Below are 18,490 nucleotides of genomic sequence, written 5' to 3' on the forward strand. Positions count from 1 at the left end.
GTGCACCGACGGAGCGAGTTGCGACCAAACCTTCGGGGGATGGCCGCCCGACAGTAGCCTGGTTGCGAACCAGCGAAAAGAGCCGCCTGCATCAAGGGAGAGCAACGGATGCGACCACTGCGCTACGGAATCAACGTCACCCTCGACGGCTGCGTCCACCACGAGGCGGGCGTAGCCCCCGACGAGGACTCGATGCGCTTCTGGACCGCCGAGATGGACCGCGCGGACGCCCTGCTCTACGGCCGCGTCACCTACGAGATGATGGAGTCGGCCTGGCGGCGGCCCGCCTCGGGCACGTGGCCGAACTGGATGGGGGAGTGGGACATCCCGTTCGCCGAGAGCATCGACGGCAAGAAGAAGCACGTCGTGTCGAGCACCCTCGACGACGTGGACTGGAATGCCGAACTCGTGCGGGGCGACCTGGGCGACGCGGTCAGGAGGCTCAAGGAGGAGCCGGGAGGGCCCCTGTCCGTCGGGGGCGTGACCTTGCCCCTGGCGCTCGCTGACCTGGGCCTGATCGACGAGTACGCGTTCGTCGTGCATCCGGTGATCGCCGGCCGCGGCCCGACCTTGCTCGCCGGCCTGCGAGAGCGGGTCGAGCTCGAGCTCGTCGAGCGCCAGGACTTCCGCTCGGGGGCAATTGCCCTGCTTTACCAGCCCGCCGCGGAATGAGCTCACGGTCGGCTGTTCATGAGTCCGTAGCCGGCCGACGAGCGCATCACGCTCGAACTGGCGCTGACGAGCAACGTGCAGAACAGTGCCGCTGCGAGCTCCCGTGAGGATCCGATCCACCGACTTGTCGAGAGCGGGGTGCCGATCACGCTGAACACCGACGACCCGACCGTGAGCAATACCCGGCTGAGTGTCGAGTATCGCGTTGCCGCAGTCGCGGCCGGCCTCGCACCCCAGCGGCTCCTCGAGTTCAGCGCGGCGGCCGCGGCTGCGTCCCTCCATCGCCAGTGACCTGGTCGAACCCGTTACTCAGCCGGGCGTCGCACGCCCGCAAGGCCGAACTGCGCTCCGGCGCACTCGCGATTGACTTCGAGCCTACGAAAGCAGGGTCGCGACGACGTCGTCGGTGTACCCGTCGGGCCCGAACTCGACCCAGAAAGTCGCGATCCACAGGCCGCCGCCGAAGAACTGCGTTTCGCCTCCGGATGCGGTCGCGTCCTGATGGCTGGTCGAGCAGCGCGTCCCGCGTTGCTCTGACTCGCAGGCGTAGCCCGCGGACGTCGCTGCGGTGATGAGCGCCGCTTGTTCGTCGTTCGAGATGACGCTGACGGATGTGGTGAGCCCGACGCCACCGCCCCCACTCGGTTTCGCCCAGAAGCAGTCGAGCCGGTTCTTCGTCTGAAGCAGAGGAAGCAGGTCGGCATTCTTGGTTCCGAGCGAGGCGGCACCCTCGTCGTCGGTCCATGCGGGATTCAGCACGAGACCGGCGCCCGCCGCCTCAAGTGATTGCAGGTAATCCTGGCTGTAGATCTGATCGCAGGATGTCGGAAGCGCGACCGGAGTGGTCGTGGGCGTGGATGGCAGGGTCGCCGATGGAGCGGGAGGGCCGCCAGTCGAGCTCGACGACGATCCGGATGGCGGTGTGGGCGGAGCCGACTCCGTTGGTGATGTCGAACTGACGCAGCCGGTCAGGAGGAGGGCCACGATGGGCAGCAGCGCGAGCGTTCCCGCGTGATGTCTCATGGCTTGAGAGTAGCGGCGCAACGACCGGCGTCGAGTAGCGGTTTCGTAACGCCTCGCCGCCGGCCTTTCTCGGGGGTGCTCGACGTCACTCAGCGAGCGGGCGGATGCGCGGCCATGTAGTCGCGCATCGGAACGAGGTTCTCGAGGGGCGCGAAGTAACCGACTGTGGGGAAGTCGAACGTGATGCCCTTCACGCCGACGCTCGAGAACGACGCGACCCACTCGATCGCCGCGGGAAGCGGAACGGCGAGCAGCTTGGACGCTTCGTCCTCGGAGAGGCCCATGCCGAGCGCTGCGGTTCTCGCTCGCTCGCCGGTGGTGAAGGCGAAGAGCATAGGGCCTTGGGGGAGTTCGCCGGCGTAGGGTGCGGGTTGGTCGTCGGTGCCGCGCGCGATGAAGATCCAGCGGTCGAGGGAGTAGACGGCACGCCAGAGCGCATCCATGGCGGCGAAGCTCTCTGGCTCCTCCTTCAGCGCCGCGGCCCGCCGATCGATGTCCGCGACTTCTTCGGGCGAGGGGTCGAGGCGGGGTGCTTCAGGATGCTCCATGCATCCACCCTGCCATGAGGGCGGTCGGTACACCGTGACCCATCTGCCCCGAACGCGGACAAAGGGGAGGCGGGAGGGCCCCTGTCTCTCGGGGGCGTGACCTTGCCCCTGGCGCTCGCTGACCTGACTTCCGCTCAGGGGCTAGGGCCCTGCTCCACCGCACCGCCGCATGAAGCCGACGTGCTCGTTCACCATTGACCCCGGTGTCGCTTCTTTTCGTACTACAATCGTGTAGTACGAAATAGCGACTGGGAGCACAGGTGCGAGTTCGAGTGCATCCGAGAGTGACCGAGCGGCATCCGGAGGTCACGATCGACGATGTGATCGAGGCGTTCGAAAGCACTCTGCGGTCCCGTGCGCGCGACACTCACCCAGTGCAGTGGGCGGGGGTCGGAACAGACGCAAATGGGCGGTTGCTGGAATACGTTGCCGTGGAAGTCGAACCTGATGGCTGGCTGGTATTCCACGCGATGCCCGCGACGAGGAAGGTTCTGACCGAGGTTGGATTGAGGAGGTAGGCAGATGAGCAAGTACACCGACGTGAACGGCACTCCGTTCACAGATGCAGACATCGAACGATGGGCCGCCGAGACCGAATCCGAGCAGGGCTACACGGGTAAGCACCTCGGCCCGTCGGTGCCCGGACGCCCTGTCAGCGTGGGAGCCCAGGCACGCCCGTTCACGCTCCGACTCGATGCTGCGCGCCGAGCCAAACTCGATGAAGTGGCTCAAGAGCGCCACACCACGCCCTCTCAGCTGATGCGCGAGCTCATCGACTCGCTCTGATTGTGAGGTCGGGATGCGTCCGCTAACGCAGTCATCCGCCGCCGAGTGGGTCGCGGCCGGCACAGACCACTGGAAGTTGACGATCCAAGGCTTCGTCCCGGCCAAGTACGATGCTCACTCCCTCCGTCGCGCGATCACTCTCCGAGGTCCTGGCTGCGTTCACCACCACTCCCGGAACGTGCTTCGTCGGCCTGTGGGAGGGCTTCGGCGGCAGCGAGTTCCCTCCGAACGTGCAGCTCTTCCAGTCGAACCGCCGCGTCATGGGCCTGTTCGAGGGCCCGATGCAGGATGCGACGCGCTCGTTCAGTTCATGGCCGTGGTCGCAGCTCGCCTACCTCTGGTGGCCGGCGGACCGTGCCTGGCTCGTCCTATCGGAGATCGACTACGACAGCACGATCGTTACCGGCAGTTGAATGCATCGACGCTCTGTTGCGAACGTCCGGCATCGAGGCCGTCGAGGTAAACCCGGGGGATACGCTCGCCATCTCGGCCTCAACCGTCCATCCTTCTGCCCGGATGACAGCGACTCGCGACGGAAGGTAAGCAAGATGCGACACCCCCAACTGAATATTCTTCGCTAACGCCCCTGGCTCGTATGCTCCCGCCATGAGGATCGAGGGCGAACGAGCGAAAGTGCTCATCACGGTGAAGGCGACACCTCAACCGTCAGCGAGCTACGGAGACACGTCCTGCGTGGCCGGTATCCGAATCGACGGTGATTTGCCGAAATGGATCCGGCTGTACCCGATCGCATTTCGTTGGCTGGACGGCGATGCGCAGTTCCGGAAGTACGACGTCATCGAACTCGAAGTGCGCCGCAAGGACTCCGACACTCGCAAGGAGAGCTACTCGCCCACTCAGGATTCATGGATCGTCGCTGACAATCTCCCTCCGTGGAAGGCTCGTCACGAGATCATCTCGCGACTTGAGCCGGCGACCACGTGCGGCCTCATGCGCGCGGCCGAGGCTGATAGCGCAGCGCAATCGTTGGGGCTCGTCTACCCAACGGACATCGAGCGTCTGGAGTTCGAGCCCCACCCGTCGTGGACACCCGAACAGGTGGCGAAGATGAAGAATCGCATCGACAACGAGTCAGCTGCGCTCATCCCCTCGAGCGCATCGATTCCCGCTCTCTTGACGGCGCCGGAGTGCAAAGTCCGCTACCGGTATCGCTGCGAAGCTCGTGCCTGTCCCGGCCACCAAGGACGAATTCTTGACTGGGAGCTCACTGCCTTACAGAACCGGCTTCGGTACCAAGGTCAGAACGTCAAGGACGGTGTGATCGAGAAGTTCCTTGGCGAGATGTTCGCGCCTGGCCGCCGAACGGGGTTCTTCATGGGCAACTTCGAACTGGCCGCCCGTCGAGGCAAGTTCAGCATCCTCGGCGTCTACTGGCCGAAGGTGCAAGACACCGAACCGACGCTGTTCTAAGACGCGACGAGGTCGCGCTGAATGAGAGGCCGAACCGCGTCGAGCACCTGCTCGCGGTGACAGTGCTGCTCGTCGTACTCGTAGCAGAAAAGCGCGACGTTCTTGTCCCGCGCCAGGTCGGCGACGAGCTCCAGGGCAGCCACCGCAGCCTCGGATTGAAGCACCGCCCGGAACCGGTCGCGGACCTCTTGCGCGAGGTCGGTTCGCAGTTCGCCGTAACCGGCGCGGTTGTCGCGGTGATTGCCAAGCGCGGGCAGGTGAACGTACGTAATACCAGCGGCCTCGAGCGCCTCCGACAGCGCTCGCTTGGAGAAGCCCCGCTTCCGAGAAATCGCATTCAGTCGAACGTCTACGAGCGTGTCGATGGAATTGATGCGCAACTTCGAGACGAAGGCGTCAAGCGTGAGCCCCTCGTACCCGATTCCAGAAATGCTCATCTGTCGTTCCTTCCGTTGACGCAGTCGGTGCACAGACGTCCGGCACCTCGAGCTGCAATACAGCGCATCACTTCGCCCCGCAAATCGCCTTCCGCACGCTGCGCACGTGTGGTTATGCTCCCGACGTGCACGAAGCTCATCCGCAACCGAGGCGGCCAACGACTTCAGTTCCCCCAACGATAGGCTCCCAACGTCGTGCATGTAACGGATAATACCTGTTACATCCGGGACCTGGGGCCGCACGCCGCGCGTCAGGAAGGATGTCCGGCATTGTTTGCCAGCTCTCCTAGATCCCGGGCCCTGGCCGACCGCCTCGCAATCCTGGGCGGTCAGGCCTATCCGTTCAGGTTGCCGCGTTCTCGTGGAGGAGATGGCCCGAACCATCTCCACAGGGGTCGAGCCGTGACAAGGATGAGCACCGCAAACAGGCTCTGACTGATGACGCCGAACAACGAGAGTCCGCCGACCATAACGAAGACGGTCCAGTTCACTGCGATGTCAACGATGATTACAGCGATGCCGAGCACGATGCCGGAGCGCCGCCGAAAGATGATCAGCGCAGCGGTGGCCGGATCCAGGATCGTCAGTGACACCCAGAACAGCCGGACGCCGAGAGGGAAGTCGCTGTAGGTGTTCACTCCGCCGACGATCAGATCCGCCGTGTGAGTGGTTGTTCCCACGAGGAAGCCGAGCACCCACACGACTTGGAACACTCTGAGCACTCGTGCTGATGCGGCGAGAGCGATCATGCGCTCATGCTACCGAGCCAGATGGTGCCCTCGAATCCTTCCTCTAGTTCACGAAAACATCGAACGTCTCCCCGACGTTCGGATTCTCGCCAAGGAGCCGAACGAGGCCGCTCGTGCGAGGCGTCCCGAACGGGCCAACTGGCTCCTCTCGACCCTCGGCGAAGCAAAGCGTTGCCCGTTCGCATGTACTTCGACCCATTCGAGTGCTTCCGTCACGTCGCGGGCCTCGGTCAGCACGAATGCGTCGAGGCCCAAGCGCCCTCACCGCTTCGCTGCCAGAAGCTGACTCGATATTGGGCGCGTCGAGGGGGAAGGCCGGTTCTGCATGGACGGTCTCGGATGCGCGATGCCGTCGAGCGTACAAGCCAGAGTTGACGTTCCTAAGCGGGGCGACCTGGGTGTGCTCGTGTGCCTCTGTCAGAGCCGCTGAGCGGCCTGTCATCCTGCGAGTCTGCCGCGGCACCAACGGCCGACCGTTCTGCTCGCCCGCTCAGTGGGCAAGGATCAACGTCGGCCCATGGGCACTCTCTGAGGTTGCAGCATTCACCGCTACGACGGCGAAGTGAGCCTCTGCGATTGGCGGATCGCGCCCTGGTTCGTGGTGTCCGAGATCGACTATGACAGCACGATCGTTGCCGGGAGTGGGGGGGAATATCGACGCCGTGCCGGGGGCGCGTGGCGCCGAGGTGTTCGAGGTGGGCGCGGGGGCAACGCTCGCCAGCTCATACCCACCGTGGGTGCGAGCTACAAGAACTGCCGCGTCGGCCCGAGCAGCCTCCATCGCGATGGCGTGAACGGTGTCGGGGCAACTAATCGCGTTCAGTCACTTGAGCGGTCAGGTTCAAAGCCTTTCTTTGGAGCCGCTCAGCGAAGGTACGCAGGAAGTTGAGATATCGCTCGATGTCATCAGGCGTTGGCTTTCTCTCTGCCTTGCCGTGGGCGATGTCATTCCGGCACGTAACAACGTCGCGAAGACTGAGTTCGATGCTTGCTGTGACGATGTCGCCGTTGGAATCCGACATCTCGATGTCTCCATCGCAAACGCTCGTGCTATTGCCCATTCGGACAAACAGCTCGTTAATGATGTCAGCTTTCGCACTTGTCACTATTCTCGCGAACGTCGCGGCGCTAAGCGCACCCCTAGGAGGTTTGGCGCCGTCGTTCCACAGGGTGGCAATGCCCCCGAGCCGCTTGAGGAGCACGGATCGCTGGTTTTCATCGCGCGAGGTAACTATTGACTCGAGCCCTGGAAGCGTGTGCGCTTCGCGCAATCCTCGAGGAAGTCGGCTCGACTCCACCTCCCCCGTTCCTACCGCGTCGACGTACTCTTCGGCAATCGTCTTCAAGAACGACTCAAAATGGCTGACGAGCAGGACTACTGCTGCGCGACACAGGGCGTTGGTCTCTTCAGTGGTTTCTCGCTGCTCTGCAGCAACCGCTAGTTCACGAAGTAGCTCGACTTCTGTCATCCCGTCCGCGAAGGTGTCAAGCGCCACGTGGCAGCAGACCTTCTGCAATCAGACTGGCTGGAAGTGAGCTAGGGACGCCACTGGATGACAGCCGGTCGCTTAGTGCCGCCACTCGGTATAGAACACGCGTGCGGTCTGCAGTTGCTCGGCCGATGGATAGCTGAAATCGACCCTCAGATGCGAGGGTTTCAAGCGCAGCGCGCGCCGCAACCTTCTCTCGAAGGAGAGCTTCTTGATCGCAGTATGCAACAGAAACCATGACGGCGTCGAAGAGTGCCTTGTTGACTGGATTTTGAGAGCCTGGAGCCATAAAAGGGCGGTCTCCGAACACGTCCTTCACGGCCCCACACACTCGGGCGAATTGATCGGCGTCTGCGACGGTGATTTCGTCTTTCCGGTGAGTTCTCATGAATGTGTTCAGCAATTGACGCAACGGCGGCTTGTATGTGCCGATTCCATTGACCAGCGCGAAGTAACGAAGCACAAGCTCTTCGTGACCCATTCGCTTGTTCGTAAAGCTTCCGACGAGCTCGGTAAAGTAGCTCTTTTTCGCCAGATCCTTAAGCGAGTCATTGAATGGCCCGCGGTATACAGAATTGCGCAGTTCTTGAGCGGTGAGGCTCGCGGCACCGGTATTCAGACGCTCGAAGACGTCGAATTTGATGTCCGGGTGGCTGTCTGCGGTAATAACGATGCACCGAATCGTGCGGCTCTCTAGCCGGCGCTGATCCTTCGGCGCCAGATCCGAGAACTTGTCACCGTTTGCTTCCGTCAGCACGGACACGCCAGTCAATGCGAATTCATCGTCCAGGAATTTGCGGATCGTAGTGAGTCGCTGCAATCCGTCGATGACTTCATAAACTCCCTCGTCGTCCTCGGCGAAGTAGCAGACGGGAATTGGCACGTTGAGTAGTAGCGACTCTATTAGCCGGGAGGCCTTGCCGCTGTCCCACACGTATTTTCGCTGGTATGCGATGTTGAGGCTGATCCTGCCCGACCGAATATCCTCACGGATCGAGCGCACACCCAAGTCATAGGGCTGCGTGACCAATTTGCGCTCGTCTGGAGCGATCGAGAGAGCCTCTGCTTGTTCTGACTCGTCACTATCGTCTGGTCCGTCGAGGGGATTGCGCAAATCGGTAAGGTCTTCGTCTTGCGTCAAAGGCACGTCTTCGGGCGATGTCATGGTGTCCTTTCTAGAGACCAGACTGACTGTATCGCCCCGGCGATGGTTGATTCGTTCGGATCTCTACAGATCACCCGATCGTCTGCAAGGTATGGGCAGGTGTGCGTGGGCAAATCGCGATCGAGCGCTTGGCAGATAGCTCCGCAGAGTGACTTACATGGTTATGCCGGGTCTGATTCAACCTCACGGGCCCGTATTCGCATTTGACCGCCGAGAATTCGTGCGAGAGGACCATGACAGTCGCTAGAGCTCGTTTATGCACCTCCGTCGTTTCTGGAGATCTCAACCTCATCTGACAGGTGGGGAGTGCTCGCAAGCATTGGTATAACGAAGTCGGTGACTGCTTTGCTGGTGTGGCTACCGTTTTCCAGGGCTGATGAAACCCATGCCGCTCCATGCAGATTCGAGGCGCGGTCAAATCCTTCCATTTCGCCTACCGGCACAACGTGCACGTGAGTGTTGGCTAGTAGACCGAGCAAGTCCTGCGCCGCACGATAGGGGCTACCTGGAGCCACCGCGGCCATGCCACTTTGCTTCAGCTCGGGCCAGCGGTCATTTCCTTGGGCTTTCGCCGCATTGATCGGCTGCAGAAGTGTGTTGTAGCAGACATCCATTTCGGCCGACCAAATGCCTCCGGTCGCGGTGACGATTCCCTTTAGATCTGCTTTGCTCTTGAAGATGTCAAAATCAACAATGGCTGCTGCCTCGACCCTCAGGGATGAGAGTGCGCGAAGTAGCGCCCCAATTCGGTTCTTGCTTCCGCTGGGTACGAACAAGGTGTCGTCAGATACGGCCCGCTGATCGGACTCTATGGCGAGTTGGTCGAAGGCTGCTCCATAGAAGCGACAATCGCCGTCGCTTTCGCAAACGAAGACCTTGCGGTGGAACAAGCCTTGCAAGACGTTCGAGTACCGCAGCACTGGGTCCTCCCATACTGCGCGAACTTCGTCAGGCGGAAGCTGGGCCATTGCACTGCCGCCGTCCTCTCGCGTGATACGAAGCACGGACAGCGCTGGAGTGTTGTCTGCCTCCAATAGCCCGAGTACAAAGTCACGATCGTGGGTAGCGACAAATATTTGCAGATCGAGTTCGCTAGCCGCTTGGCCTATCCATCTGCCAAGTGCTCGCGCCTGCCCGGGATGAAGAAATGCCTCCGGCTCATCCACGAGCAATATTTCGGTGGAGCGAGTCATAACCTTCAACGCGAGGCCGATGAAGCTCTTCACCCCGTCGCCCTGATGGTCGAAAAGTGGCAGTGCTTGCACTGCTGCAGCGTACTCGTGAGTAGGTCGATTGATGGGCGGTATCGGAACATCCACTTCGCCAATGGCGAGGCGAATGCTGACGCCGACTCGATCGAGAGTGAGCGGCAATCCGAAGGTCTGTTGCGATAGATCAGACAGTTGCTGCTCTAGTTCACCGTCGGCGTAGATCGCTGTTAATGGCGTATTGAGCGCACCGTACGAGCTATCCGACGCGATTGAGCCACTAGCGAACTGAGACAGAGATCCGGCCGGTATGTGGTCCACAAAAAAGCGGGCAGCATTTCCTAGGTATGGTGTGCCTTTGAACCACATCACGAAGTTCTGATTTGCCTCCATTCCATTCGTACCGAAACGGGAGTGCCGAGGCACATACGACGGGCCGTACCCCGGTTCATTTCTTAGCCTCTCGCCGTGCTCCTCTAGCCACGCTGCGGCGTCATCGATTGTTCCTTTGGTTTGCGTCACCTGAAGGTCGCTAAAAGTCACCGGCCGGGCGGAGTTTTCATCGATGGAGGCATAGATGTCGCGCAATAGTTGGGACTTGCCTGCGTTGTTGCCACCGACGACACAGATAACACCCGACTTTGGGAAGGAGAAGGTTGAACCTTGACTGTCTCGAAGACTGGCGATTCTGTGGCTGAAGGTCATTTCCTAAGAATGGCTCATTGAGCGCCACATTGGACGCGTCCGGCCCAGCGCGTTGTCCTGCGCTACACCACAGTTCGCACGTTGGCCATTCTTGGCCGCCTCGCTACAGGCTCGAGCTTGCGCCGGGCTCGAGGGAGGGACTCATCCTTTCTGTTTTCGCGAACTACGGTGCGACTCAACAATCGTCGCTGCACTCTCACACCCTCGGTGATCGTGAACTGGTCAATCGGGTGTGTGAATTCGGTTGCGTCTTGATCACAATTCCGTGTCGATTAGAAGGGAAATCGGGTTGCTGTCCGTGAGCTGGGCGATCCGTTCGACCGAACGCAGGGTGAGGTTTCGCTCGCCTCGCTCGACGCCGCCGAGGTAGGTGCGGTGGTAGCCGAGCTTGTTGGCAAAGTCTTCTTGACTCATGCCCTGGCTCTCGCGTAGCCGGCGCAGATTGCGGCCGAGGGTCTTTTGCAGGTCGCCTTCCATCTGATTGAGCGTCGCGGAATGATACTTGAAGGTCTACATACTTATGAGTAGCATTGGTGGTAGCGAATGGAGGCTCTGGGTGAGATTCAAGGACAGAATGCGTCGGTGCAGGCAATGCGGCATTCGGGTGCCGCGCGAAGAGATGCGGTACGACCGGTTGGCCTGCTCCGAAGAGTGCGCCAATGAGATCTGGATCAAGCAGCAATCGGAGGCAGTCGCCGAGTGCTGCGAGTGTTTGCCTGGCGAGGAGCTGGAGTCGCATGTTCTCGCAGGTTGAGGTGCGTGGATGCGTGTCGAGTGAGCCGTTCGTTGGTGAAGGGCCAGCCGGGGAATGGGTTGCGTTCCTGCTCTCCGACGATGTACATGCGGGTCGCCCGGATCCTACATGCGAGATCATCTGCGAGGGCGCGCTCGCGCACCGCGCCCTCGCGTGCGTGGTTGAGGGTGTGCGAGTCGTAGTGACGGGCGCGCTTCGGGCGTCCCAACCGCCGGGGCTTGAAGGCAGTGACCTCTGTGTGTTGCGAGTCGAGGCTCAGACGATCGAATGCGCGTAGTCTCGGTCGAGCGCGCGTTTCCGGATCTCGAGTGGGTGGCCGCCTTAGTCACGGCATCCGGGGCTGTGCCCTGCGAAGGATGAGCCGCTTTACGCAGTCACGTCGACATCCGAAAGGCCCGCCGGTAGACCGGTCGATGGTCGTGCGATCGTCGGCATTGTGGAGAACCGGGAGCAGTGCCTGTTGGGGGATTGGTTCCGTTTCAGCTTTCCGACGATGCTCACGTGGCTCGCCCGAATATCGAATCCGAGATCATTTGCAAGGGGCGCTCGCTCAACGCGCCCTCACATGTCTAGTTGAGGGTGCGCGAGTCACGGGACGGGTGCAGGCCAGCGACCTAGTCGCCGAGGCAAATTCATGCGTGCTGCGCGTCGCAGGATCTGGGGATCGAGTGATACCCCGCCGTATGGGGTGCCCCTATGTGGGATACGTTTCTAGACCGTGAGAACAAACGAGAACGCGGCGAAACATCGGCTTCCAAAGCGCCCCTTGTATTGGGGCGCTCTAGTTGTGGGAGTCGTCGGCCTTGCACTGTTGGCCGGCAGTATCCCGGCACCTGATGGCTGGATGACGCTTACCAATTGGCCGCCTATCATCGCACCTGCGGGTGCCACGCTCACAATCGGCGCGTTGGCAGGCAGCGTGGCCCTATATGCCGCAGTCAGCTGGGAAGATCAGCGGGCCGCCGCGGAAACCGATGAAGCGATCAAACGCGACAAAGACCGCGAGTTTGAGACTTGGAAGATCCGAGCCGGATACTACGACAAGATTGCAGTCTCTGCGGTCAAGCAATTTGTCACAACCGTGGACCTTGTGTCCATGGCTGAAGATCGAGGGCGCGTCGTGATGTGGGGTTCGGCAGAAGTGGTGAAGGCACTCGAAGAGTGGGACGTCGCAGCTAAGGCCGTAGTAGATTCGCAGGTCGAAAGGGCAAAGGAGGACCAACCCTTTAGCGATCTACAGAAGATGCATCTCTGGAGTGCATTCAGCAAACTCATCCAGACGATGCGCTCTGAACTACCAGACGAGGCCAAACCGACCCTTACTGATTCTCAGATCCTTCGGGCGGTCTTTGCGGACTACCGAGACTTGGATGACAAAGGTCTACTTCCGGGCGTTTCAAAGGTGGCGGTTGGAGGCGCCTCCGATGAGCGATGAGAGATTGGGCTGCACCTCCTCCGGAGCCCTAATCGGCTCTCCGGTAAACGAGGCTCTCGCTAGGCCGTAGATTTCGACTTCAGGAAACGTGCGATGACAAGCCTGTCGAGGGCCGCGCGATCATCGACTTGGGGTGGGGAAGGGGCCGGGTGCCTCGTCGAGAATGCTTGCGGGCCTCTCGTGACCCGCGATTTTGGGGCGCCGTGCATTCGGTAGGTCGTCGGGCGATTCCCACCCCGTCGGCGACAGCAGGGCCGCACCCTATCGTCGCGCCCAGGTGGGAGTCGTCCTGGCGGGTTCGGTGCCCAATTTCGTGTGGTGGTTCACCTCTACCACTACACCACCTTCGCTCCGCACTTCCGTGCCGAGTTCTTCGATCCCGACTCGCCCGATTCACTGATTTACGTCTACGGGCTCTTCGCCCTGCCGTTCGTGGTTCGCCCGCTCGGCTCCTGGCTCTTCGGCCGACTCGCCGACACTCGACGCAGGCGGGGCGTGAGCGGCTGTGACCCGGGTCACTCCACCTCGGCGACAGCAGTGCGGGGCAGCAGCGGCACGACCAAGAGGCACGCGACGAGGAGCGCGAGCAGCACGATGAGTGTCACGGAGACCGCGCCCACGTCGCCGCCGGGTAGCAGCGTGAGGAAGATGCTGGTGACCAGTGCCGAGCCGATGCCGTTGGCGACCTGCTGGACGGCGCTCAGTGATCCGCTGGCCGAACCTGCCTCGTGGGCGTCGACGTCGCCGAGCGCGGTGTTGAAGATGGAGCTGAAGCAGATGCCCGCACCGAGCCCCATGAACAGGGTGGCGATGGCGAGCTGCCACCAGGTGAGGTCGGATCCCGCGACGGTGACGAACACGAGCATGAGCCCGACTCCGGCGAGCATCGCGACGAGGCCGAGCATGACCAGGCGACGGGCGAGCTTCACGATCAGGGCGGCGGCGATGCCCGAGCCGCCCATGATGCCGAGGGTGAGCGGGATGAGGCTCAGCGAGGTCTGGGTGGGGGAGTAGTCGAGTCCGAGCTGCAGGAACAGCGAGATGACATACATCAGGCCGCTGAAGCCGGCGAACACCAGGAGACCGACGATGAGGCCCGCCGTGAACCCGCGGTTCGCGAGCAGGGTGCGCGGCAGCAGCGGGTCGGGCGTGCGCGCCTGCCGCCACACGAACCCGGCGAACACGATCGCGCCGACGACGAGGGACGCGATCGCGGGGGTACCCCATCCGCTGCTCGAACCCTCGATGAGCCCGAACAGCACCCCGAAGAGCGCCACGACGAGCAGGACACTTCCGAACACGTCGATGCGTGTCGTCGGCCGCGGTGGGACGTGCGGCAGGAACTTCACCGCCATCACCAGGGCGAACCCGCCGAGCACGAGGTTGATGAGGAAGACCGGGCGCCACTCGAGGCCGAACAGGTTCGCGTCGATCAGGAGGCCACCGAGCAGGGGGCCGGCGACCGCGAACACGCCGAGCATCGGGGCGAACGCGCTGAACGCCTTCTGCAGCGCGGGCTTCGGGAAGGTGGCGGTCATGATCGCCATGCCCTGCGGGATGAGGAAGGCCCCGAAGACGCCCTGCGCGACCCGTGCTCCGACCAGCATCTCGGGCGACAGGGCGAGGCCGGCCGCCGCCGAGGCGGCGACGAAGCCCGCCATCCCGATGAGGAACGTGCCGCGCTGGCCGTACTTGTCGCCGATGCGGCCGCCCAGCACGAGGAGCGAGCCGAGCGCGAGAGCGTAGGCGGCACCGAGCCACTTGATGACGTTCTCGTCTGCTCCGAGGTCGGCGACGATCGACGGCGCCGCGACGTTGGTGATCGTCGAATCGATGAGATCCATCGCGTCGGCGAGGAGCACCACGATCAGCGTCAGCCATACACCCTTAGTCGACAGCGACGGGGTAACGGCTGTCGTTGCTGTGCTGGTCATGGAGTTCCTTTCCCGCGAGAATTACTACGAACAGCATCGTAACGAACGTGTTCGTTACGATGCAACCCGACTACGCTGTGGACATGGCACGACCTGAACCGATCAGTCGCCGGGATCGGCCCGCGAAGCCGCCGCTGTCGCGAGCGGCGATCCTCGATGCCGCCGTCGATGTCGTCCGTCGAGAGGGTGCCGCCGCCTTGACCATGCGTCGACTCGCCTCCGAGCTCGACACGGGGCCGGCATCGCTCTACGTCTACGTCCGCAACACGACCGAGCTTAACGCGCTGCTCATCGACCGGTACCTGTCCGAGCTCGATCTCGCCTGGGACGAGCGAGAGCCTTGGCGGGAACGGCTGCAGCGGGTGGTCGACGACTACGCCGGCCTGCTGGCGAGCCAGCCCGGACTCGCGTCAGCAGCACTGACCACCTGGCCCGACGGCCCCCACTACCTCGACCTCCTCGAGCTGCTCATGCGGCTGCTCGACGCGGCCGGAGTCGACATCGAGACCGCGGCCCGGGGGGTCGACCTCCTGCTCCAGCACGCAACGGCTTCCGCGGCCGAATGGGCCGCCCACGCGACCCCGACGGGGCAGGACCTCGCCGACCTCACGGAGACGCTGAACGCGGCGACCGCCGAGCGGCATCCGTCGCTGCATCGGGCGGGATCGGCGGTCTTCACGTCGGGGACGCCGGACGAGCGGACCCGATGGGCGACCACCGCGATCGTCAACGGAATCCTTGCCAGCGCGAGCGTGCGTCCGCACCGCTGAGTGCCTGCCACGGCCACGGGGTGGCTCTGGCGTGACGCGAGGTGACGCCCGCTCCCAAGTACTAAACGCTTGCGTCGGTGGCGCCTGAACGCCTATCGGTCTTTGGCTTCTGCCTCTTGCACGATGTCGCGCGCCCATTTGATCAGATCGGCCGCATCGCTCGCGCTGATCGCATCGGCGCCGTACTGCACCGGCGTCTTCTGCGTGAGGAGTCGTTTCAGACTGGTCGCGGCTTTGGTGGACGGGTGGATGGCCCTCTTGAGAAGGTTGATGGCCTGAGTGTGGTCGTCGCCGGCGCTACGCTCACCCAGCACCAGGCCACAGATCGCATCAGCCGCAGCGATGCCGGCGAGGATCGCGTTCGAGCCTGCGACCTTGCTCTCTGCCGAATTACCGGAGCCGGCGAGTTCGGCCATGGCGAGGTAGACGCCAGCCTCCTTCAACCTGGCACGAGCGCCCGCCTTGTCCAGGGCCACGGTGCTGTTCTTAGGCATGCGCGAGCTTCTCTGCCTCGAGGTCGCGGAGGAGCTGCTCGAACTCCGGGCCGATCAGCGTCACCGCATCGTGGCGGATGGACACCATGACGGGGTCAGCGGCTTCGATCGACTCCTGAAGCCACGTGCGCGTGGCGTTGTAGAGGTGCCCCTCGTTGCCTGTCCACGCCCTGATCTGCTCGCTGAGGCCAAAGGCGAAATCCATCATCGCGTCGTGTGAGGTGTCGTCCGGATACACGATGAGAATGTCGATATCAGAATTGGGCCCAGCTGCCCTCCTCGCAAATGACCCATAGAGGTAGGCCGCGACGCCTGTGCGCATAGCCAGCTCGGCACGGATGCGCTCAAGCAATACTCGACGCGCGTCGGCGGCCGACTCGATCGCGGGCCACAGAACGTGCTGCCGGTTTCCACGCCAGAACGTGGTATTTCCTCGAACGGTCGACAGGACAAGGCCTGCGTCGGCCAGGCGAGTGAGCGCCTTGCGAACGCCAAAGAGGGACGCGGACTCGACGAGTCGGTGAACTTCGGAGGCACTGAACTCGGTGTCTGCTCCGGCCAGAACGCGAAGCGACTCTGCCTCAACCGGTGAGGCGATGGTGCGGAGAGGCGACTCGAGATCCATTCGTTTATCATGCAACTGAAGTTGCCAGAAAGCAACTCTAGTTGCATAAAGCCAACCTGAGTTGTGCTGACCCCTTGAAGAGAATGTCGGCGCGTGGGGGAGGATGGGCGGGTGAGCAGGTACGTTCGTCCATCCATCGAGGCGGCGGTGTTTCGCGATGGCGACGGGCGGGTCATCGAGTACGGGAACCGGTGGGTGGGGTTGCCGCCGGAAGGCACCTACTCGGTGGACACGCATCCAGAGCGGTTCGCCGCGCTTCATGCCGTGGCGGATGCTCTCATCGCGCACCTGGGCGACACGTACGACGTCGAGATCGAAGAGGGCGCTGACGTGGTGGCGGATCTCATCCGTGCCCCTTCGCACGACGTCGTGCGCGCCGTTCGGGTGCGACCTCGTGACCCGGCCTGCGCATCCGTCACGGTGGTGATGGACGCGTACCCGGGCATCTACCTGCACGCGGGAGTGCTGCACGATTTCCACTACCCGGTGTGTGGCTGCGATGCCTGCGACTCGACGTGGCAGGCCGAGGCCGACCGGCTGGAGCAGCAGGTGCTCGCTGTCGTCAGTGGGCACTATCGCGAGAAGCTCGAGCGGCGCGAGGGTGAGCCCTCGGTGTCGTACGCGTTCGTCTATCCCGACGGCGCGTCATCCGGCGAGTCCCGCGAGCCGGAGATGGCACCGGAGCGTTATGCAGCCGCGGAGTCGGCGCTGCGCACCATCGCGGCGGAGTGGGCCGCGTGGTCGAAGCGCACATCGGGCTAGAAAGGCTCGGTCGGACTGCGGTAGGATTTTGGTATGACCATGAAGCTGAGCGTGAGCCTCTCTGAGAGCGACGTCGAGTACATCGACGAGCTCGCGCGTGCCAGGTCGGGCAACCGGTCGGCCGCCATCCACGACCTTGTGCGCATCGCTCGAGAGCGCGCAGCGGTCAGCGACTACGCGAGGGCGAACGATGAATGGATCGAGTCCGGTGAGTCTGATGCGTGGGAGTCGGTCGAGGCTGACGGCCTCGGAGCGTGAGGCGAGGAGACGTGGTCGCGGTGCGCCTCGACCCGGCTGAAGCCGGCGAGGCGGCGAAGACACGACCGTGCCTCATCGTCAGCAACGACGGCGCCAACGAGGCGGCGACCGTGATGGGTCGGGGAACCATCACGATCGTGCCGTTGACCACGAATGTGACGAATGCGCGGGGGGAGTTCCAGGTGCTCATCTCGGACACTGAGGCGCTGGATGCGATGGGATTGACGAGCACCTCGAAGGTGCAGGCGGAGCAGGTGCGCACGGTATCTGTCGAGCGAATTACTGGTAGGCGAGGTTTCGCGCCCGGCTGGGTGATGCAGCAGGTCGACCACGCACTCCGGTTCCATCTGTCGCTCTGACGTGATCAAGGTTCACGCAGTGACAGAGGGAGTGCGTCGGGGCGCTCAGTCGCCCGTGGTGCCGTCGGCGAGCTCGCGGAGGATGTCGATGTGGCCATTGTGGCGGGCGTTCTCCTCGATGAGGTGGAGGATCACCCAGCGGAGCGTCGGATGCTCGCCCGAACGGAACGCGGTTTGCGACCGGTCGTCGAGCTCGAGGCCGGCGATGAGCGCATCCGTCGTTGCAGCCTGCGCGCGGTAGCCGTCGATCACGGTCTGCAGCGGCAGGACGGAGCCGTCGATGAACTCCTGGTCGGGGGACTCGTCGGTCCACGGCCCGAGGTCGGGGCCGCCGACGAAGCGGTTCTCGATCCACGAGTGCTCGACCCAGCGCATGTGGTTGAGCACGGCGCCGACGCTCATCAGCGGGGAGGTGGCGAGGGGAGTGGCGGCGGCTTGGGCATCCGTGAGGCCTGTGGCCTTCTCGATGCCCGTGTCACGGGTGTACTGGAGCATGGTGAGGAGGGTGGATCGTTCGTCCCAGGCCTGCGGATGATCGGTGCGTTCCATCCGTCGAGTATGACCGGGCTCGGGCGCGACCGCACGGGTCGTTGCTACGAGCCGAAGCTCGTGAGCGCGCCGCGGTCGTCGAAGCGCGCGGTCGAAGCCCAGGCGATCTCCCAGCGGTTGCCCTCAGGGTCGCGATGTAGCCGGATCGGCCGCCCCACTCCCGCGTCGTCGGGTGCGAGATCGCCGTGGCGCCTGCCTCGACTGCGGTGCGGAAGGCCTCGTCGACCTCCGCCGGGGAGTCGACGTTGCAGGCGAGGGTCACTCCCGACCACGCTCCCGGCTGCCCGACCTCGGCGCCGGCTTCCGCTGCGCGGTCGGCAGCGGGGTAGAGCGCCA

The 18,490-nt window shown here is 63.1% G+C and carries 22 protein-coding genes; 10 read left to right on the plus strand and 12 right to left on the minus strand.

Annotated elements, in window-relative coordinates; genetic code table 11:
- Positions 1-108: 108 nt before the first annotated feature.
- Together ACFJGU_RS13655 and ACFJGU_RS13660 are read left to right on the plus strand one after the other, a co-directional pair.
- Entirely contained in the window at positions 109-672 is a 564-nt protein-coding gene (locus ACFJGU_RS13655) for a dihydrofolate reductase family protein (RefSeq protein ID WP_382304051.1), read from the plus strand.
- A gap of 45 nt (positions 673-717) precedes the next feature.
- Positions 718-963 (plus strand): hypothetical protein, encoded by a 246-nt coding sequence (locus tag ACFJGU_RS13660; RefSeq protein WP_382310367.1) that lies wholly within the window; start codon positions 718-720, stop codon positions 961-963.
- A gap of 84 nt (positions 964-1,047) precedes the next feature.
- Here ACFJGU_RS13660 and ACFJGU_RS13665 read toward each other — a convergent pair whose 3' ends face one another.
- Complete coding sequence (locus ACFJGU_RS13665; RefSeq protein ID WP_382304052.1) at positions 1,048-1,695, minus strand: hypothetical protein; 648 nt, start codon at positions 1,693-1,695, stop codon at positions 1,048-1,050.
- An 89-nt stretch (positions 1,696-1,784) separates the two neighbouring features.
- Entirely contained in the window at positions 1,785-2,243 is a 459-nt protein-coding gene (locus tag ACFJGU_RS13670) for a hypothetical protein (RefSeq protein WP_382304053.1), read from the minus strand.
- Positions 2,244-2,765: 522 nt separating this feature from the next.
- On the opposite strand from ACFJGU_RS13670, the gene ACFJGU_RS13675 reads away from it, so the two are divergent.
- The 3 genes from ACFJGU_RS13675 to ACFJGU_RS13685 all read left to right on the plus strand — a co-directional run bounded on the left by ACFJGU_RS13675 (position 2,766) and on the right by ACFJGU_RS13685 (position 4,460).
- Entirely contained in the window at positions 2,766-3,029 is a 264-nt protein-coding gene (locus ACFJGU_RS13675; protein ID WP_382304054.1) for a CopG family transcriptional regulator, read from the plus strand.
- 110 nt (positions 3,030-3,139) lie between these two features.
- On the plus strand, positions 3,140-3,442 hold the full coding sequence (locus ACFJGU_RS13680; RefSeq protein WP_382304055.1) for a hypothetical protein: 303 nt from the start codon (positions 3,140-3,142) through the stop codon (positions 3,440-3,442).
- Between the two features lie 193 nt (positions 3,443-3,635).
- Positions 3,636-4,460, plus strand: coding sequence for a hypothetical protein (locus tag ACFJGU_RS13685; RefSeq protein ID WP_382304056.1), 825 nt, complete (start codon positions 3,636-3,638; stop codon positions 4,458-4,460).
- Here ACFJGU_RS13685 and ACFJGU_RS13690 read toward each other — a convergent pair.
- The 6 genes from ACFJGU_RS13690 to ACFJGU_RS13715 all read right to left on the minus strand — a co-directional run bounded on the left by ACFJGU_RS13690 (position 4,457) and on the right by ACFJGU_RS13715 (position 10,691).
- Positions 4,457-4,897: a DUF488 family protein gene (locus ACFJGU_RS13690; RefSeq protein WP_382304057.1), complete on the minus strand. Its 441-nt coding sequence runs from the start codon at positions 4,895-4,897 to the stop codon at positions 4,457-4,459. The genes ACFJGU_RS13685 and ACFJGU_RS13690 overlap by 4 nt on opposite strands.
- Positions 4,898-5,232: 335 nt before the next feature.
- Positions 5,233-5,646, minus strand: coding sequence for a hypothetical protein (locus ACFJGU_RS13695; protein WP_382304058.1), 414 nt, complete (start codon positions 5,644-5,646; stop codon positions 5,233-5,235).
- Positions 5,647-6,455: 809 nt separating this feature from the next.
- Positions 6,456-7,142 carry an MAE_28990/MAE_18760 family HEPN-like nuclease gene (locus ACFJGU_RS13700; protein ID WP_382304059.1) on the minus strand — a complete coding sequence of 229 codons (687 nt, stop codon included), beginning with the start codon at positions 7,140-7,142 and terminating at the stop codon, positions 6,456-6,458.
- Positions 7,132-8,301, minus strand: coding sequence for a DUF262 domain-containing protein (locus ACFJGU_RS13705; RefSeq protein ID WP_382304060.1), 1,170 nt, complete (start codon positions 8,299-8,301; stop codon positions 7,132-7,134). Before ACFJGU_RS13705 ends, ACFJGU_RS13700 begins: the two co-directional genes overlap by 11 nt.
- A gap of 254 nt (positions 8,302-8,555) precedes the next feature.
- Positions 8,556-10,214: an ATP-dependent endonuclease gene (locus ACFJGU_RS13710; protein WP_382304061.1), complete on the minus strand. Its 1,659-nt coding sequence runs from the start codon at positions 10,212-10,214 to the stop codon at positions 8,556-8,558.
- Positions 10,215-10,469: 255 nt separating this feature from the next.
- Positions 10,470-10,691 (minus strand): helix-turn-helix domain-containing protein, encoded by a 222-nt coding sequence (locus ACFJGU_RS13715; protein WP_382304062.1) that lies wholly within the window; start codon positions 10,689-10,691, stop codon positions 10,470-10,472.
- 995 nt (positions 10,692-11,686) lie between these two features.
- Between ACFJGU_RS13715 and ACFJGU_RS13720 the strand changes: the two genes are divergently transcribed.
- Positions 11,687-12,403: a hypothetical protein gene (locus tag ACFJGU_RS13720; protein ID WP_382304063.1), complete on the plus strand. Its 717-nt coding sequence runs from the start codon at positions 11,687-11,689 to the stop codon at positions 12,401-12,403.
- A 515-nt stretch (positions 12,404-12,918) separates the two neighbouring features.
- On the opposite strand, the gene ACFJGU_RS13725 is transcribed toward ACFJGU_RS13720, so the two are convergent.
- Positions 12,919-14,337: an MFS transporter gene (locus ACFJGU_RS13725; RefSeq protein ID WP_382304064.1), complete on the minus strand. Its 1,419-nt coding sequence runs from the start codon at positions 14,335-14,337 to the stop codon at positions 12,919-12,921.
- Between the two features lie 83 nt (positions 14,338-14,420).
- Here ACFJGU_RS13725 and ACFJGU_RS13730 point away from each other — a divergent pair, with 83 nt between their 5' ends.
- Positions 14,421-15,107 (plus strand): TetR/AcrR family transcriptional regulator, encoded by a 687-nt coding sequence (locus tag ACFJGU_RS13730; protein WP_382304065.1) that lies wholly within the window; start codon positions 14,421-14,423, stop codon positions 15,105-15,107.
- A 92-nt stretch (positions 15,108-15,199) separates the two neighbouring features.
- Here the strand turns inward: ACFJGU_RS13730 and ACFJGU_RS13735 are convergent, their stop codons facing one another.
- Complete coding sequence (locus tag ACFJGU_RS13735) at positions 15,200-15,601, minus strand: hypothetical protein (protein ID WP_382304066.1); 402 nt, start codon at positions 15,599-15,601, stop codon at positions 15,200-15,202.
- Complete coding sequence (locus ACFJGU_RS13740; RefSeq protein ID WP_382304067.1) at positions 15,594-16,226, minus strand: nucleotidyltransferase family protein; 633 nt, start codon at positions 16,224-16,226, stop codon at positions 15,594-15,596. Before ACFJGU_RS13740 ends, ACFJGU_RS13735 begins: the two co-directional genes overlap by 8 nt.
- A gap of 111 nt (positions 16,227-16,337) precedes the next feature.
- Between ACFJGU_RS13740 and ACFJGU_RS13745 the strand changes: the two genes are divergently transcribed.
- From ACFJGU_RS13745 to ACFJGU_RS13755, 3 genes are read left to right on the plus strand one after another with little or no spacing between them, the layout of a single operon-like run.
- Positions 16,338-16,988 (plus strand): DUF6226 family protein, encoded by a 651-nt coding sequence (locus ACFJGU_RS13745; RefSeq protein ID WP_382304068.1) that lies wholly within the window; start codon positions 16,338-16,340, stop codon positions 16,986-16,988.
- 33 nt (positions 16,989-17,021) lie between these two features.
- Positions 17,022-17,246 (plus strand): ribbon-helix-helix protein, CopG family, encoded by a 225-nt coding sequence (locus ACFJGU_RS13750; protein WP_382304069.1) that lies wholly within the window; start codon positions 17,022-17,024, stop codon positions 17,244-17,246.
- 11 nt (positions 17,247-17,257) lie between these two features.
- Positions 17,258-17,605 (plus strand): type II toxin-antitoxin system PemK/MazF family toxin, encoded by a 348-nt coding sequence (locus tag ACFJGU_RS13755; RefSeq protein ID WP_382304070.1) that lies wholly within the window; start codon positions 17,258-17,260, stop codon positions 17,603-17,605.
- Between the two features lie 45 nt (positions 17,606-17,650).
- Here ACFJGU_RS13755 and ACFJGU_RS13760 read toward each other — a convergent pair whose 3' ends face one another.
- Complete coding sequence (locus ACFJGU_RS13760; protein WP_382304071.1) at positions 17,651-18,154, minus strand: DinB family protein; 504 nt, start codon at positions 18,152-18,154, stop codon at positions 17,651-17,653.
- Between the last annotated feature and the right edge of the window lie 336 nt (positions 18,155-18,490).

Source organism: Herbiconiux sp. UC225_62, from assembly GCF_042694625.1.
Taxonomy (GTDB): Bacteria; Actinomycetota; Actinomycetes; order Actinomycetales; family Microbacteriaceae; genus Herbiconiux.